This window comes from Marinobacterium jannaschii DSM 6295 (assembly GCF_000620085.1).
GTDB lineage: Bacteria > Pseudomonadota > Gammaproteobacteria > Pseudomonadales > Balneatricaceae > Pontibacterium > Pontibacterium jannaschii.
In genome coordinates this window covers 1-16,522 of the sequence record NZ_KK211065.1, presented here as the reverse complement: position 1 = coordinate 16,522, position 16,522 = coordinate 1, and the positions used below count along the sequence as shown (strand labels likewise).

Annotated in this window: 12 protein-coding genes and 1 pseudogene; 11 read left to right on the top strand and 2 right to left on the bottom strand. The window is 50.3% G+C overall.

Annotated elements, in window-relative coordinates:
• Positions 1-101: 101 nt before the first annotated feature.
• The 7 genes from Q354_RS0117875 (at position 102) to flgL (ending at position 8,575) form a co-directional block, all read left to right on the top strand.
• On the top strand, positions 102-893 hold the full coding sequence (locus Q354_RS0117875) for a flagellar basal body rod protein FlgF (protein WP_407637286.1): 792 nt from the start codon (positions 102-104) through the stop codon (positions 891-893).
• A gap of 25 nt (positions 894-918) precedes the next feature.
• Complete coding sequence (gene flgG, locus Q354_RS0117870; RefSeq protein WP_027858787.1) at positions 919-1,704, top strand: flagellar basal-body rod protein FlgG; 786 nt, start codon at positions 919-921, stop codon at positions 1,702-1,704.
• An 18-nt stretch (positions 1,705-1,722) separates the two neighbouring features.
• Positions 1,723-2,382, top strand: a complete 660-nt coding sequence (gene flgH, locus Q354_RS0117865; RefSeq protein ID WP_027858786.1) for a flagellar basal body L-ring protein FlgH — start codon at positions 1,723-1,725, stop codon at positions 2,380-2,382.
• A gap of 11 nt (positions 2,383-2,393) precedes the next feature.
• Positions 2,394-3,479: a flagellar basal body P-ring protein FlgI gene (locus tag Q354_RS0117860; protein ID WP_036230583.1), complete on the top strand. Its 1,086-nt coding sequence runs from the start codon at positions 2,394-2,396 to the stop codon at positions 3,477-3,479.
• Positions 3,479-4,528 carry a flagellar assembly peptidoglycan hydrolase FlgJ gene (gene flgJ / locus Q354_RS0117855; protein WP_027858784.1) on the top strand — a complete coding sequence of 350 codons (1,050 nt, stop codon included), beginning with the start codon at positions 3,479-3,481 and terminating at the stop codon, positions 4,526-4,528. The genes Q354_RS0117860 and flgJ overlap by 1 nt, the downstream gene beginning before the upstream one ends.
• Before the next feature lie 69 nt (positions 4,529-4,597).
• The gene (gene flgK / locus Q354_RS0117850) at positions 4,598-6,598 is read left to right on the top strand and encodes a flagellar hook-associated protein FlgK (protein ID WP_027858783.1); all 2,001 of its coding nucleotides are present in this window, start codon (positions 4,598-4,600) and stop codon (positions 6,596-6,598) included.
• Between the two features lie 12 nt (positions 6,599-6,610).
• Entirely contained in the window at positions 6,611-8,575 is a 1,965-nt protein-coding gene (gene flgL / locus Q354_RS27580) for a flagellar hook-associated protein FlgL (protein WP_051560297.1), read from the top strand.
• Positions 8,576-8,592: 17 nt separating this feature from the next.
• Here the strand turns inward: flgL and Q354_RS0117840 are convergent, their stop codons facing one another.
• Positions 8,593-8,901: a flagellar protein FliT gene (locus Q354_RS0117840; RefSeq protein ID WP_169828912.1), complete on the bottom strand. Its 309-nt coding sequence runs from the start codon at positions 8,899-8,901 to the stop codon at positions 8,593-8,595.
• A gap of 233 nt (positions 8,902-9,134) precedes the next feature.
• On the opposite strand from Q354_RS0117840, the gene Q354_RS0117835 reads away from it, so the two are divergent.
• The 4 genes from Q354_RS0117835 to Q354_RS0117820 all read left to right on the top strand — a co-directional run bounded on the left by Q354_RS0117835 (position 9,135) and on the right by Q354_RS0117820 (position 16,113).
• The gene (locus Q354_RS0117835; protein WP_027858781.1) at positions 9,135-11,495 is read left to right on the top strand and encodes a flagellin N-terminal helical domain-containing protein; all 2,361 of its coding nucleotides are present in this window, start codon (positions 9,135-9,137) and stop codon (positions 11,493-11,495) included.
• 69 nt (positions 11,496-11,564) lie between these two features.
• A complete protein-coding gene (locus Q354_RS27575) occupies positions 11,565-11,954 on the top strand; it encodes a flagellar protein FlaG (RefSeq protein ID WP_051560295.1) in 390 nt (129 codons plus the stop codon).
• A gap of 45 nt (positions 11,955-11,999) precedes the next feature.
• Complete coding sequence (gene fliD / locus Q354_RS0117825; protein ID WP_027858780.1) at positions 12,000-14,063, top strand: flagellar filament capping protein FliD; 2,064 nt, start codon at positions 12,000-12,002, stop codon at positions 14,061-14,063.
• 13 nt (positions 14,064-14,076) lie between these two features.
• The gene (locus Q354_RS0117820; protein WP_027858779.1) at positions 14,077-16,113 is read left to right on the top strand and encodes a motility associated factor glycosyltransferase family protein; all 2,037 of its coding nucleotides are present in this window, start codon (positions 14,077-14,079) and stop codon (positions 16,111-16,113) included.
• 74 nt (positions 16,114-16,187) lie between these two features.
• Here the strand turns inward: Q354_RS0117820 and Q354_RS0117815 are convergent.
• Positions 16,188-16,522: pseudogene (locus Q354_RS0117815) on the bottom strand (IS4 family transposase); the annotation flags it as partial.

Genomic DNA, 16,522 nt, shown 5'->3' with positions numbered 1-16,522 from the left:
ATAGCCCATAGCCCATAGCCCATAGCCCATAGCCCATAGCCCATAGCCCATAGCCCATAGCCCATAGCCCATAGCCCGAAAGGTTGGCATGTAATGTGCATATGTATTGGGCAATCAGGATTTCATCTGGACATAACGCGGGTATTGCGATGGATAAAGTAGTCTTTCTGGCGATGAGCGGCGCACGTGAAAACATGCTGGCCCAGCGTGCTCATTCCAACAACCTGGCAAATGCCACGACCAACGGTTTCAAGAGCGATCTGGCCCAGGCGCGCGCAATGCAGGTGTTTGGGGAAGGTCACGCATCCCGTGTTTATGCTCAGACTGAACGTCCGGCGACGGATCTGACCGGCGGTACTCTGATAGAGACCGGCCGCCAGCTTGATGTGGCAATCGATGGCGAAGGCTGGATCGCTGTGCAGCGCCCGGACGGGACTCAGGGTCTGACCCGCGCCGGTCAGCTGCAGATCAATGCCAATGGCCAGCTGGTAACGGGCAGTGGCCTGAGGGTGATTGGAAACGGTGATGTGCCTATCGTTTTGCCACCTGCGGGTAAGGTCGATCTGGCTGTCGATGGTTCTATCTCCGTACTGCCCCTGGGTGAAGCGGCGACTGAACTGGTACTGGTTGATCAGATCAAGATGGTTAACCCGGATCCTAAAACCCTGTTTAAGGGCACCGATGGACTGATGCGTACCGGGGCAAATGAGCCTTTGCTGCCGGATCTGAATATCAAGATCCGCTCCGGTTATCTGGAATCCAGCAATGTTAATGCAGTAACTGAACTGACCTCTATCCTGAGTCTGTCACGGCAGTATGAGGTGCAGGTGAAAATGATGAAAACAGCAGAGGAAAACTCCACTGCTGCCACACAGATATTGAAGCTGTCGTAAGACACAAGGAACCAGGAGTTAGCAAATGCACGGTGCACTTTTTGTCGGTAAAACAGGTCTTACGGCACAGGACAATTCTCTCAAGGTTATTTCAAATAACCTTGCCAACACCAGTACCATCGGATTCAAGAAAGACCGTCCGGTATTTGAAGATCTGCTGTATCAGGTGCGCCGTCAGCCAGGTGCCGAATCTGCTGAAGGGTCTCAGCTGCCGTCGGGCCTGCAGTTGGGAGCCGGTGTACGTACGGTGGGTACCCAGAAACTGTTTGCTACCGGCGATCTGCAGATCACGGATGAGTCATTTGACGTCGCGATCAACGGACGTGGCTTCCTTCAGATTACCCTGCCGAGCGGCGATACCGGCTATACCCGTAACGGCCAGCTTCATCTGAATTCCGATAACCAGCTGGTAACCGCAGAAGGTTATCTGCTGGAACCGGCTATCACGCTGCCTACTGAGGTGCAGTCCGTTACGATCGCCGCCGACGGTATTGTTTCTGCTGTCACACCGGGCACACCCAACGGGTCCCAGATTGGCCAGATTCAGATCGCTGACTTTGTAAACCCCGCCGGTCTGGAAGCACGTGGCCAGAACTTCTTCGTTGAAACGGCTGCCAGTGGCGCCCCCCAGCCGAACAATCCGGGTGATGCCGGTACCGGCTTCCTGCGCCAGGGCGCGCTGGAAACCTCAAACGTGAATGCAGTGGAGGAGCTGGTCAATATGATCACCACGCAACGGGCTTACGAGATGAACTCCAAGGTCATCTCTACCGCTGACTCTATGCTCGGATTTATTACCCAGCAGCTTTAATCGACAAAGGATAGGATGATGAAGCCTCTGATCGTTCTGTTAAGTGTGTTGCTGCTGGCAGGGTGCGTAACCAAGCCGCAGATGCAGGGTGACCCTTACTATGCACCGGTGAATCCATCGGCGTTACAGCAACCTTCACCGATCAACGGTTCAATCTACAGCCGTGCCAGCGCGATGAATCTCTATGGCAATGGCCGTGCTCACCGTATCGGCGACATCATCACTGTTGTGCTGTCTGAAAATACCCAGTCTTCCAAGTCAGCTAAGACCGAGCTGGATAAAGAGACCACGATAAACCAGCAGGCTCCGACAGTTCTGGGGCGTAACTTCAGTGATCTGGGGTTCTCTGTACCTCAGAGTACCACCGAGTTCGATGGTGAAGGTAAATCGGATATGAGTAACAGCCTGACCGGCAATATCTCGGTGACTGTGCATAACGTTCTGCCCAACGGCAATATGATTGTGCGAGGTGAGAAGTGGCTGACCCTGAACCAGGGGGATGAATATATCCGTATCAGCGGCATCGTTCGTCCACAGGATGTCTCTGTGGATAACACCGTGCCTTCCACCAAGCTGGCCGATGCCCGTATCGCCTATGCCGGTGAGGGTACCGTGAGCAATACCAATGAGATGGGCTGGATCTCCAAGTTCTTTATCAGCCCGTTCTGGCTCTTCTGAGGAGTGGCAATATGCGTCTGTGTATCTTCCTGCTTTCCCTGCTGCTGAGCAGCGTAGCTGTCGCTGAGCGCCTTAAGGATATGGTGTCGGTTGCCGGTGTCCGCTCCAACCAGCTTGTGGGCTATGGCTTGGTCGTGGGATTGGATGGCACAGGTGATAAGACCGCTTTTACCTCCCAGACCTTCAGAAATATGCTGAACAACTTCGGTGTGGTGATTCCGCCGGGCAGCAATCCGAAGTCGAAGAATATTGCCGCGGTGGCGATTCATGCTGAGCTGCCACCATTTGCCAAGCCGGGACAATCGATCGATATTACCGTCTCGGCACTGGGGGATGCCAAAAGCCTGCGCGGTGGTTCGCTGTTAATGAGCCCGTTAAAAGGTGCTGACGGGCAGGTCTACGCCGTGGCTCAGGGTAATCTGGTGGTGTCCGGCTTTGGTGTCCAGGGCGATGATGGTTCACGGTTATCTCTGAACGTGCCCAGTGTAGGCCGCATCCCGAACGGGGCATCGGTCGAGCGGGTCGTGCCGAATGCGTTTAATCATGGTGACAGCCTGGTGCTGAACCTGAATCACCCGGACTTTACCACTGCACGGCGTGTTTCAGATGAGATCAATCAGCTGCTGGGGCCGGGTATGGCCTCAGCACTGGATGCGACTTCTATTCAGGTGCAGGCCCCCCGGGATCCGGCCCAGCGAGTTTCGTTCCTATCGATCCTCGAAAATCTGACTGTGACACCGGCCGAAGAGGCCGCACGGGTCGTGATCAATTCCCGCACCGGCACCATTATTATCGGTCAGAACGTACGCGTTTCTCCGGTGGCGATTACCCACGGTGGCCTGACGGTGGCGATTACGGAAAATTTCGATGTAAATCAGCCCAATGCCCTGGGCGAAGGGGAGACCGTTGTGACTCCCCGTACCGGCATTGAAGTCGATGAGGGATCGGGGCATATGTTTGAATTTACTCCGGGCTCCTCTCTGCAGGAGATCGTTGAGGCGGTGAATATGGTAGGCGCGGCACCGGGCGACCTGATGGCAATCCTGGAAGCGCTGAAACAGTCAGGCGCCCTGAAAGCTGATCTGGTGGTGATCTGATGATCAATAATGATAACCAGGTCAAGCATGCTGCCCTTTATACCGAACTGAATGAGCTGCAGAAACTCAAGCAGACGGCAAAGAGTGACGAGAAGGGCGCGCTTAAGGAAGTAGCCAAGCAGTTTGAGCAGATGTTTCTCAGCATGATGATGAAGAGCATGCGGGAAGCCAATGCTGTACTGGCGAAAGACAGCCTGATGAATGGCGGCCAGGTTGGTTTCTATCAGGAGATGCTGGATAACCAGATCACCATGGATATCTCCAGCAATCAGGGAATCGGTCTGGCTGATGTGCTGGCGCGCCAGCTGGGTAAATCGATCGATATCGATATGGATGCCCGCGATCCTGATAAACCGGCCCTGAAACCGCTCAGTGAATCCGACCGGATGCTGCAACGTGCGATGGACAATGCCGCAAATCTGGCTGCCAGTGCCCTGCTGGAGCGTAGTCAGACTAACCCGGCCGAAGCCCCGCCTCATATCAGCTCTCCTGAGCCGGTAGCCGAATCAGCCGCTGTCACGTCAGATACGGACGCTGAGAAAACAGTTTTGCCTGAACGCTTCGAGTCGCCGGAGCAGTTTGTCAGCAGCCTGATGCCACTGGCGGAAGAGGTGGCCGGGGAAATAGGCGTAGACCCTAAGGTTTTACTGGCGCAGGCTGCGCTGGAAACCGGCTGGGGGCGCCACCTGATTCGCCAGAGTGACGGCAGCAATAGTCATAACCTGTTCAATATCAAGGCTGATCAGCGCTGGTCAGGAGAACGTGCCCTGGTGAACACCCTTGAGTATAACAACGGTGTGCCTCAGCAGCAGCGCGCGGCGTTCCGTGCCTATGATTCCTATGAGAGTAGTTTCCGGGACTATGTTGAGTTTCTGAAGAGTAATCCGCGCTACCAGCCGGCCCTGCAACAGGCGACCAATCCTGTTGAATACCTGCAGCAACTGCAACAAGCAGGTTATGCCACTGATCCGGAATATGCTGACAAGATTGGCCGTATCTATCAGGGTGAATTTCTGGCATCCGCTGGAAACGATGTAAATAAAGGCTGAGAACAGCCGATAAGTTAATTATTGCCTGCAGCCCCTGTTTGTCGCTGCATTTCGGTTTAGGAGAATGTCATGAGTTTACTGGGTATCGGCCTGCAGAGCCTCAGGGCCAGTCAGGGGGCACTCTCGGTGGTTGGCCAGAATATCGCCAACGTAAATACCGAGGGTTATAGCCGCCAGATTGCCAATCTGACAACCCACGCCGAGCAGAAAGGGGTTCAGGTCAGCCACGTGCAACGCGTTACCGACGACTTCCTGACCCGGCAGCAATGGGCGGATACCGCCAACTATAACCGTACCGATATCTATGCCACGATGGCCTCCCAATTGGATAATCTGTTGGGGGACGCCAGCACCAGTATCAGTACCGGTGTGGATAATTTTTTCAACGCTATGCAGAACGCGGTGGATGATCCGACTTCGATCCCCAATCGTGAGTTACTGGTGGCCGAGGCGGATGCACTGGCCAAGCGCTTCAACAGTCTGGATGACTATCTTGCCCGGCAAAACAGTGAAGTGAATAATCGTCTCGAGTCGATGACCGAACAGGTGAACTCGCTCAGCAGCAATATCGCTGAGGTCAACGATAAGATCCGTATCGCCGTGGTTGCCGGTCGTCCGGCCAGCGAGTTGCAGGATCAGCGAGATGAGCTGGTGAAAGAACTGTCCGAACTGGTGGACGTCACCGTGGTCGATCAGAATACCGGAGAGCAGACCGTCTTTATCGGCAACGGCCAGCCGCTGGTGGTAGGGCAGAGCGCTAATACCCTGCAAGCGGCATTGGGTGATCCGGACGAGTCGCAGTTTGGCGTATCGATTATGCAGGCTGGGCGTGAAATCGATATCACTAATGAGCTGTCCAGTGGTCAGATTGGCGGTATGCTCAGCTACCGCGATGAGGTGCTCAACCCGGCCCGGGATGAGTTGGGGCGGATTGCCATGGCAATATCCGAATCAATGAACGAGCTGCACCAGACTGGTATCGACCTCAACGGTGAATTCGGTAGCCTGATGTTTACCGATATCAATAGCGGCCAGCTGATGGCTGATCGTATCTCGGCCAAGGAGCAGAACCTCTCCAACCTCGATACCGCGCGGGTGGAAATCACCGATCTTTCCAAGCTGCAGGCGACCGAGTATGAGCTGATTTTTAATACCCGTACCAGCCTGACGCTGGAACGCGCCAGCGACGGCAAAACCTATACCCTTGATAGCCTGACCCAGGTAACAAATAAGGATGATGTTACCGATGGCACTTATTTCGCCGACTTCACCACCGGAGAGCTGGTGTTGGAAGTGGATGGGATGAAGATGACCCTGGATGCTCAGGGCACCTTTGTCGAAGGGGATCGTTTCCTGATCCAGCCGGTGCGAAACGGTGCGGCTGAGATTGAGAACCAGATCAAAGACGGTAAGCTACTGGCATTGGGCTCTCCTATCCGCGTATCCAGTGGTGAAGACAATGCCGGAACCGGCGAGGCCAGCGTCAGTATTACCGATATTCATGCACCGGGATTCAGTACCCAGGGCGAGCTAAAGCCTCCGGTTGAAATCGTATTTAATAACAGCACACCCCTGACCTACACCATTATGGATATGACCGATCCTGCGGCACCCGTACCGCTGGATCAGGGCTTTGGTCCGCGTGAAAATATCGCCTTTACGGCAGGTGAGGCGATCGAGATCGATGGTTACGAGATCAGTATCGTCAACAAACCCCAGGCGGGTGATCGTTTCGCCTTCGAATACAACACCGATGGTATCTCGGATAACCGTATCGCTTTGGCGCTCTCGAACTTGCAGCAGGCGGACGTGCTGGCGGGTGGCTCCTATCAGGAAATCTATGGTGCCATGGTTGAGAAAGTCGGCAGCACTACAGCAGTAGCTAAGATCAACACTGAGGCACAGAAAGCGGTATTGGATTCCACAAATAACACTAAGGCCAGTATTGTCGGTGTAAATATGGATGAAGAAGCCGCCAAACTGGTGCAGTTCCAGCAGGCCTATCAGGCCTCAGCCCAGATTATTCGGGCCTCCCAAACCCTGTTTGACAGCCTGCTCAGCTCTATCTGAGGAGTTTAAACGATGCGTATTTCTACCCAGCAGCAGTATCTGAACTCCACCAGTAATATGCAGCGCTCGCAGAACAACCTGGCGCGGCTGCAGGAGCAGATAGAAACCGGTAAGAAGGTCAATAAGCCCTCGGATGATCCGGTAGCTTCGGCCCAGATTCAGAAGCTGGAGCGTGAGCTGTCCCAGTACGATAAGTACAAGAGTAATATTGACGTTACCCAGCGTCGTCTGGATCTTGAATCCTCTGTACTTGATGATATTCATACCGCGACTGATAGAATGCGGCAGCTGGCTATTCAGGGGGGGAACGATACACTCACTGAGGCCGATCGCAAGTCTATTGCCAATGAGTTGCGGGTGACCGCTGACTATGTCGCCGGGCTGATGAATACTCAGGATTCACAGGGAGAGTATCTTTTTGCAGGCAGTAAAGGGGGCGTGCAGCCTTATCAGAAATCGCCGGAAGGGACTTATACCTACCACGGTGACGAAGGCCAGCGGATGATTCAGGTGGCGCCGGACCTGTACATACCCTCAAATGATTCGGGGCGCTACCTGTTTGAGTCAGCAGATGATGAATATGTATTTAGTAAACCTGGTGATCCGGCAACCAGTGGTCATCTGACTTTCCCGACCGACAGGGAAGCTGTTTATGATGAACTGACTTTTGAGCCCTTTATTCAGCAGGCGGGTGATCTGACTGTCTCTGTTTATATGGAAAAACAGACGCCGTTTGATCCATTGGCTCCGGTTAGCTACGGCTATCGCGTGACCGATAGTGGAGGCAATGAGGTTGTCGGAGACACCACCTTGGGTGATCTGGCTAATCCGGTTGAAGTGCAATTGAATGGATTGCGTTTTGATATTACGCAGCCCCGCCTGGAAGACTTTGAGTTTAAGCGAGAACCCATTGTGAATGGCGTTACTGCTGTCGAAGCCAGTGACAAAGTTCAGGCAAAAGCCTTCACCGATGAGCATGGCTTTACCAACTACAGTGTGGAATTCTTGGCTGCCACAGGTACAGAGCAGGGACGTTATCAGATCCGCGATGCGGCCAACAACCTGGTTGAGATAGAGGGCGAAACTGATTTTGCCTACAACAATGACCAGATCTCTTTTGCCGGCTTTACTCTGTCACTGGCGACCGGCGCCCAGGCGCCAACGGTGGGGGGGAGTTTTGAAATGCGCCTGCCGCTGGAAGAAGATATTTCCAACGTTGATGATGTCACTATCCGTGATAGTGCGCTGTACAATGAGTTTGCCTCTTCGCTGGCAGGTGGCGAACTGATGGTGGAATTTGATACTGATAACAGCGATGCTGTAACCGGTTATGAGGTCTTTTCGGTCAATGGTGGTGTGGAGACTTCACTTGGCACCTTTACCCATAGCTTTGACTCGGGCGTGCCTGCTAATGCAACGCTTGATCTGCAGTACAACGTTACTAACCCAGGCCCACCGGTCACCACCGTTGCGACAGATTCAGGGCTGAGTTTGTCTCTGGATCTGAATAATATCCAGAATGGTGAGCGTGCCAGTGTTCGTGTGGAGGATGATGTGACTACAACATCTGAATCAGAGCACCCAAGCGCAGATGTAGTAATTCATACGGAGGATGGCCGCCGGAATGTTCTGGATATTGCGATTAATCTGGCGGAGGCACTTGAGGCCGGCATTACTGAATCCGGTCACAAATTAAATGTGGATGATGTCACTGCCGATGCTATTGAGCAGTTTAAGGTAGCAAACGAACGGGTTTTAACCGCGCAGACGGCAATAGGTAGTCGTTCAGGTTCATTGGAAGAACAGCTAAACACCAACCTGGACTTTGAGCTTTTCACCAAAACAACGCTCTCCAGTATCCAGGATCTGGACTACACCGAAGCTATCACGCAGCTGCGTCTGGAAGAGGTTGTTCTTCAGGCCTCCCAGGCCACCTTTACCCGAGTTGCTAATCTCAGTCTGTTTGATCATCTGTAATCAGATGGGCTGAGAGGTTACTTCAGCGCACTGTAAGCTCGCTGCATCTTTTTACCTTTCATATGCTGGCTGTGGTCACTGGATAGTTGCTGCTTCTGCTGGCCCGCAAGTAGCAAGGACTCGGTATCCAGTCTTTTTACCTCCTGAATGACCTCTCGCAATCTATCAGACTGTGTGTCGAGATTAGCCTGGTCTAAGGAATCCAGAGCTTCTAGAAGCGAGGTGCGCTGTGCTTGTAGGGGCTCCACTTGTTCCCACTCTCCCTTGTGGGCATGTGCATTGATCTGCCTGCTTAAGCTAAGGAGTTGATCTATCTCATTATCCACAGTGTCCCTCACAATTCGGTTGCCTTTTGCTCTCAAGATCAGTTTGAAAGTGTCGATGACAGATTTCAAATAAAAGTTTCAGCCCGTAAGAAATTAAATTTCTAAAAAGTGCTAAAGCAGCTGGAAAAGCGGTCGATAACTTTTCACAAGTTAGATAATTGTGGCCCAGCCACCCAACGAAGAATTGACAAATACAGCCGGTCAGACCTGGCTGGGTATTAGGAGAAGCTATCATGGCAATGGTAATTAACTCGAACATCATGTCGCTGACAGCCCAGCGTAGCTTGAGTTCTGCTCAGAATGAGCAGAACACGGCAATGGAGCGTCTGACCACTGGTAAACGTATCAACTCTGCAGCAGACGACGCAGCGGGTTTCTCGATTGCGAACAAAATGACCTCTCAGATCAACGGTCTGAACCAGGCGAGCCGTAACGCAAACGACGGTATCTCTATGATCCAGACGGCAGAAGGTGCTCTGGATGAATCCACCAACATCCTGCAGCGTATGCGTGAACTGTCCGTTCAGTCTGCTAACGGAACTTACGACTCTGGTAACCGCGCCACTCTGAACGCCGAAGTACAGCAGCTGGTAGAAGAGCTGGACCGTATTGCGGAAACGACTACTTACAATGGTTTGAACGTTCTGGATGGTTCCCAAGGTAAAGTCGATTTGCAGGTGGGTGCAGAGGCAAATGAGACTATCTCCTTCGAACTGAAAGCGATGGACTCCAAGAACCTGGGCTTTGGTTCTGTAAGTGCGGATATCTCGGGTGATGATGTTAGTCTCGGGGCTGGCGTTGATATTGAGGAAGGCGATATTCTGATCAACGGTCAGAGCGTTGGTGCATTGAACTCATCCTCTACTTTTGATGATGTTCTGGCTGCTGTCAACGACAATATCAACGGTGTTACCGCTTCAGGCTTTAACGATGTTAAAGCGTCTTCCGTTGGTACTGGTGACACTACCAGCCAGACGTTGACAATTGCTGTAACTGAAACTGATGGCACTTCAACTTCTTATCAGATCAAAGATACCAATAACCTGACTGAACTTGTCGACGCGATCAATACTTCTACAGGTGGTAATGTCCAGGCTTCTCTTGATGATGATGGCGAGCTGCAGCTTCAGAATAGCACAGGTGCCACTATGCAGCTGCAGGCTGGTGGTAATGCTGCCACTATTACCGGTATCTCTTCGGCAAGCGCCTTTGAAGGGCAACTGGCATTGACTTCTGATGATGGTAGTGAAATCACCGTTCAGACTGGTCCTGATGGTACTGTAGGTTCTTCAGGTGACCTGGCGAAGCTTGGTCTGTCTGAGAACCGTGCAGGAGGGGTTGTAGTTGGCAATGCTATGGGCTCTGCAGCAGCAGCGACAGCGCTGGGCTTTGAAGACCTGAAAATCAATGGTACTGCCGTACCAAACAAACTGGACGGTAATGACGTCGATACGCTTTCCGAGAAAGTAGACGCTATCAACTCTGTAACTGACGATACCAACGTAGTGGCTTCCTTGGAGGCAGAATCGGCTAACCAGTTCCTGAAAGATAGTGCGTCTGCCGAAGTGATCGCAACTGCAGCCTATGTTGCTTTGACCGGTGCTGCCGATGTTTACGTAAATAACACTAAGGTTAGCCTGGCGGCCGATGATACGTTGGACAATGTTATCTCTGCATTCAACGCAGTCCAGACTACCACTGGTGTAATTGCTTACGCTGATGATGACGGTAAACTGCACCTCCATAGCGATAGCAGCTTTACCTACGGCCTGTCTGCCGCTGACCAGGATGCTGCGGGTCTCTCCCTCGGTACACTGACCGCTAGTGCTTATGGTACCAGCGCCGGTATAGCAAGCGAGTCTGGTATTTCTGCTCTTAGTACCGCGACCAGTATCAAGCTGAATGGCCAGGAAGTTAACTTTACCGCAGCTAACTATTCCGACATTAACACAGTGGCCTCTGCGATTAATGGCCAAAGTGCCAACACCGGTGTTGCGGCATCTGTAAATGATTCCGGGGAGCTGGTACTGACCTCAAATAATGCATTCTCGATTGAAGCGAATACAGGTGACTCCCTGAAGCTGATCAGCGGTATGGGCTTTACCTCTACTGATTACTTCACTGCAGCGAATGACGAAACAAATGCTATTAATGTCAATGCGGGCATTAAGCTGGATTCTCTGAACGATTCCTCGATCAGTGTAGAGGTTACCTCAACAGGTAAGACTGCAACAGGCCTGATTAACCAGAACGAATCCGGTACCGGAGCGGCAACGGGTTCATCCATTAACAGCATTGACATCACAACTGCAGCCAACGCAACCAAGGCGATCGATGTAATTGACAATGCGTTGGAGCAGGTGGACGAACAGCGTAGTGAGCTGGGTGCGGTGAACAACCGACTCGACTTCACCATTAATAACCTGTCTTCAGCTGTAGAGAAAACTTCCGAAGCCCGTTCCCGTATTGAGGACGCTGACTTCGCTGCTGAATCTGCTGCGCTGTCCCGAGCTCAGGTACTGCAGCAGGCGGGTACTTCAATGTTGGCTCAGGCTAATGCTGCACCTCAGCAGGTATTGTCCCTGCTGCAGTAATCATAGTACTTTAGCGCAATCACCTGGCCCCTGGGGCCAGGTGATTTTTGACAAGACAGGAGCACTGTAATGGCTATAGAATCCATTAACACAGTGGCAGCTTCTACGGTTCAGCAAGGTATTACCCCGCAAGGCGAGCAGTCCCAACAGATTCAGCAGAGTGAGCAAGTGGCGAAAACCTCCCAGGCTCAAGGTGTTGTTACTGAAGGGAACAGGGACGAGCAGGAAAAGCTAGCAGTCGAACAGTTGGAAGCCGCTGTAGAAAAAATGAATGAGCTAATGAAAGATGGGCAGCGATCGCTCTCTTTCAGCGTAGACAAGGATCTTGATGAGGTTGTCGTCAAAGTCCTTGATAAGGAAACGGAAGAGCTTATTCGCCAGATCCCAAACGAAGAAGCGTTAGAGTTTGCCAAGCATATCGAAGGGCTTGTTGGGGTCATATTTAACGAACGCGCTTGATCTAATTAGGTCCGGCGCGTTTCTGCTTATAAATGGAGCGTGCATATGGGCAGCAATATAATCAGTACTTTAGGTGCTGGTTCCGGTATTGATACATCCTCTCTGGTCTCAAGCTTGGTCGAAGTTAGCAAGGCGCCGCAGGAGCAGCGGCTAGACCAGAAGAAAGAGTCACTGGATGCCCAGATATCTGCATATGGCACCTTGAAAAGCAGCCTTTCAGAGTTACAAAACGTTCTCTCTCCACTGGGTAACAACGATACCTTCAACGCCAGATCTGTAGCTTTTCCCGAAACTACAGTCATCACTCCAGACTCTCTTGATGCCGATGCCCAAACTGGCTCCTATCAAATAGAAGTGACCCAAGTTGCTCAGGCGCAAAGCCTGGCGACCTCGACCGTATCGGATCCTGACGCCGATATGAGTAAAAGCGGCACTTTAACGATTAAGTTTGGCACCTGGACCTATGATGGTTCGGATAATCCACAAAGCTTTGCGTTAAATGACAGTAAGTCAGCCCTGAATATCGCTGTTGAAAGTGGCGATACCCTGAATGATCTTGCCGAGAAGATTAATGATGAAGATTCGGGGATTCAGGCGACTGTCCTTAAAGTGGGGAGTGATTATCAGCTGATGCTTACTGCGCCGTCGGGAGAGGCGAATGCACTTGAGATAACCAGTGATGATGCCAGCCTTTCGGAGTTTGAGTTTAATGCCTCTAACTATGCCTCTGTGACGGAAACGCAGCAAGGTGAGGATGCAAAGCTCAAGGTGAATGGCCTGGAGCTCACGCGAGAGACTAATAGTATTGAGGATGTTATTGAGGGTTTTAATTTCACCCTGAATAAGGCTTCGGTTGGTGAAAATATCAATTTCTCGATTGAAAACGACAAGAGTGTTGGCGAGCAAGCTGTCCGAGATTTTGTAGAGGCCTATAACACCTTCTTTGAAACCGCGAACAACCTCACAGGCTTTACACGAGACGAAGATAACAAGGTTGTTAGAGGAAGTTTGGCCACCGACAGCTCAGCCAAACTGGTTATCAACCGGGTGCGCGACATGTTAACTGGCGCTGTGCCGGGGTTGAGCAATGATATATCTTCATTAACCAACATCGGTATCCGTACTCAGATTGATGGTAGTCTTGAAATTGATGAAGACGACTTCAGCGCAGCCTTTAAGGACAACTACGATCAAGTTGAGGCGTTGTTTGCCACTCAAGTCAGCTCTACCAATTCTAATGTTAGTGTCACTGTAGGTAGTTACGCCCAAGATACCGTGGCTGGTACCTACAGTGCGACTGTCACGGCTGACCCGGCAAAGGGCACCATATCGGCAAACGCGATTACTGCCACAGGCTTTGCCAGCGGTACTGATGATTTCAGCCCCTCTCTGGATACATCAGCGGGAGATTACAGCTTTAAAGTAAGTATCGATGGCACAGAGTCTGATACCATAACCCTGACGGGTACATACAGCAGCGCGGAAGATATCCGCAGCGAGCTGCAGACGCTTATTAATGGTGACAGTAAGCTTAAAAGTGCAGGCGCTGCTGTTGATGTTGCTTATGATAGCGCAACGGATAGCTTTAGCTTTACCTCCCGTACCTATGGTACCTCTTCGGCAGTCAGCTTTACGGAAGCTGGCACTGATATCGGTGGGCTGGGTATCGCTACTAACTTGACTGGTACCAGTGGAAGTAACGCTGCAGGTACAATAGATTCGAAAACAGCTTTCGGTTCGGGTGAGGTGTTGTTACCTGAGCTTGGCTCCAGCCCTTATGGTTTGAATCTGACGGTGAGAGAGGGGGCTACAGCTAGTGGTAGCTTTAGTATTACCTTTACTCATGGTCTGGCTGGGGAAATTAGTAATCTTATCGATGATTTCCTCTCTAGTACCGGGACTATTGCCAAGCGGGAAGAGCGTATTAATTCAGACCTGTCTGACATTGAGACCGATAGAGAGGAGCTGGAAACTCGTATGACTGCTTACCAAGCCAGATTAACTTCGCAGTTTCAGGCAATGGAGCGAATCGTTTCCAGCTTTCAAAGTACAGGCAATCAGTTAGATGGATTAAATGACCGTTTGCCTTTCACTGCTTCTAAAAACTAAAAGTTAAAAGATAATGACTGACTTTGATGCTGCTATACAGAAAACTTTAAAGCAAGCAACCAAACTTACGACAAAACTGGAAGCAGAAGTTCTCTTTAATAAGAACTTGCTTTTTTTTAAGAGCAAGATGCCTTCTCTTTATGATTTTTATAAGGACTATAAACCAGAAAACTTATTCTTGGCTTTTGATGAAAACGATAGTGTAAATGTCGTTAACAAGTCAGGGAAGTATGTTTATTCTGAGTCTCCGGTTTCATTTGCCTGTAGCCAGGTTGAGGCCTTTTGTAAAAAGCCAAATGTTAAGTACTTGACTTTTCAAGATACAGGGCCGGAAAGCGGCTACCTGCATCAAAAGCTGATGCGTAGGCTCTTTGAGTCCTATAAGTATTCTGAGAATAACTTTAATCGGGTTTACCTTAGTACTCCGGAGCACCTGCAAACAGTAGTGGTTTTAGGGGTTGGGCTTGGATATCATATACATGAATTACTAAGTCAGAAGTACGTAAATAATTTATGTATATATGATCCGCATCCTGAATCTATGTATCTTTCAATGCATACTGTCGACTGGGAAAAAATAGTTGCCTTATTTGATGCGGTAGGTAAAAATATTGAGTTTTGTATCGGAATTGATACTAAAGCCAGCTATAAGCAGATTTGCGATTTCTTTAACCGGGTTGGCGTCTTTAACGTTGTTAAGTGCTATATATATAAGCATTATGACAGCGTAGAAGTGAAAGAGCTATACGACTACATCATGAGAGATATCCTAAACGTCGCTATAGGCTTTGGTTTCTACGATGATGAGCGTGTTGGTTTCTCGCACACGTTAAGTAACTTGAAAAATGGATATGGAATTGCCCGTAAATCGTTGACGGTTCGTGAAGATATCTCCGATCAAGTTGCGATTATCGTTGGTAACGGTCCTTCCCTCGACAAGCATGTGGATTTTTTGAGGGAGAACCAGGATAAGGCAATATTGATTTCATGTGGCTCTGCCCTGTCATCACTGGAGAAAAAGGGCATTAAGCCACATCTTCACTGTGAAATGGAAAGACCATACGGTGTTTATGCCTGGTTAAATGATGGTACTAGTGCTGAGTTCCGTCAGGGTATCAAGTTTTTTGGTTTGAATACGGTGTACCCGGATGTATTTGGGCTTTTTGATGAGTCCTATATCCTTCCTAAGCCTAATGATCTAGGTTCCACCTTTATGGTTAGCCTTATGGACCAGAACGAGAACAATACGCTCGTTATGGCAGATATGTGTAACCCTACCGTATCGAACCTAGGCGCTTCTCTTTGTGTAACTCTTGGCATCAGGGATATCGTTATCGTCGGGGTTGATTTGGGAATGCCTAATGCGGCTGAGCATCACTCCAAAGATAGTCAGTACTATACACAGTCAATAAACTATGAGCAGAGCTTTTTAGATCAGGGCATGTACAAAATTCCTGGGAATTTTCAGGAAGAGGTTTGGTCTACGGTTGTGTTCGATACAGCAAGGCACAACTTTGAGCGAATGATTGATCGTTATAAGGTCAACATCGCCAATATCAATGATGGCGCTAAGATAAGGGGTGCGATCAGCTGCCATGCAGAAGATATCTCAATAGAAAATACTCAGAAGTCTCCGGCTGAAGATCTGGAAGAAAGACTTGGCAGGGTGTTCTACAACGAAGGCCTGGGGGATCCCAGCAGGTTTAAGGAGTCCGAGTTTTTCGAGGAGTTAGCTCTGGCAATCGATTATACCAAGAGGTGCTTCGACAGGGATATCTCCTCGATCGAGGATGCCTATATGGTAATGCGAGAGGTTCACTTCTATTTAAATAGCTCTGGCAAAATGGGCTTTATGACGCGTGGTATATTGAAGGGTACTGCTAACTATGTTGCGGCGACTTTTATCAGTGTTCTTGCCGCTGCTAAGGCAGAGGATATCCCTAAAGCTTATTCAGAAATGAGAGAAGTGTATTTAGATTTTCTGGATGAAGTTGTAGATGATGCCAAGTCTAACCTGTTTAAGCTTGATACTTATAACAACTATGGCTAAGTCACATTATTTTAAGTAAATAGCATTTCGCTTAGCGCTTGGGAAATAAAAGCAGCCGATAAGGCCAATGCCGTTCACTTAAGCGGGGCAGCACTGCGATCAACCGGATAGCGGGTCTTGCTCATTTTCACCGTCCTGGGTCTTGAAGGCCTGGGACGGTAGTGGATGCACAACTCACCTATGCCGGATCTTAAGTTCGCTAATCGCTGCCCTGTTTTGGATACAGGCTGAGCCTGAGCCATCACGATTAGTTGGCTGGCAATGTAACAATAGGCCGCTTTAAAACTTATCTCGCTTGGCGTTCTCTGATAAGCGATGGCTGCCAGCGCGGCCTCCCGGCGGATCACATTGTAAGCGAGCAACATGCCCCAGAGCTCTTGATAAACCAACGCAACTTTTTTACTCCGTA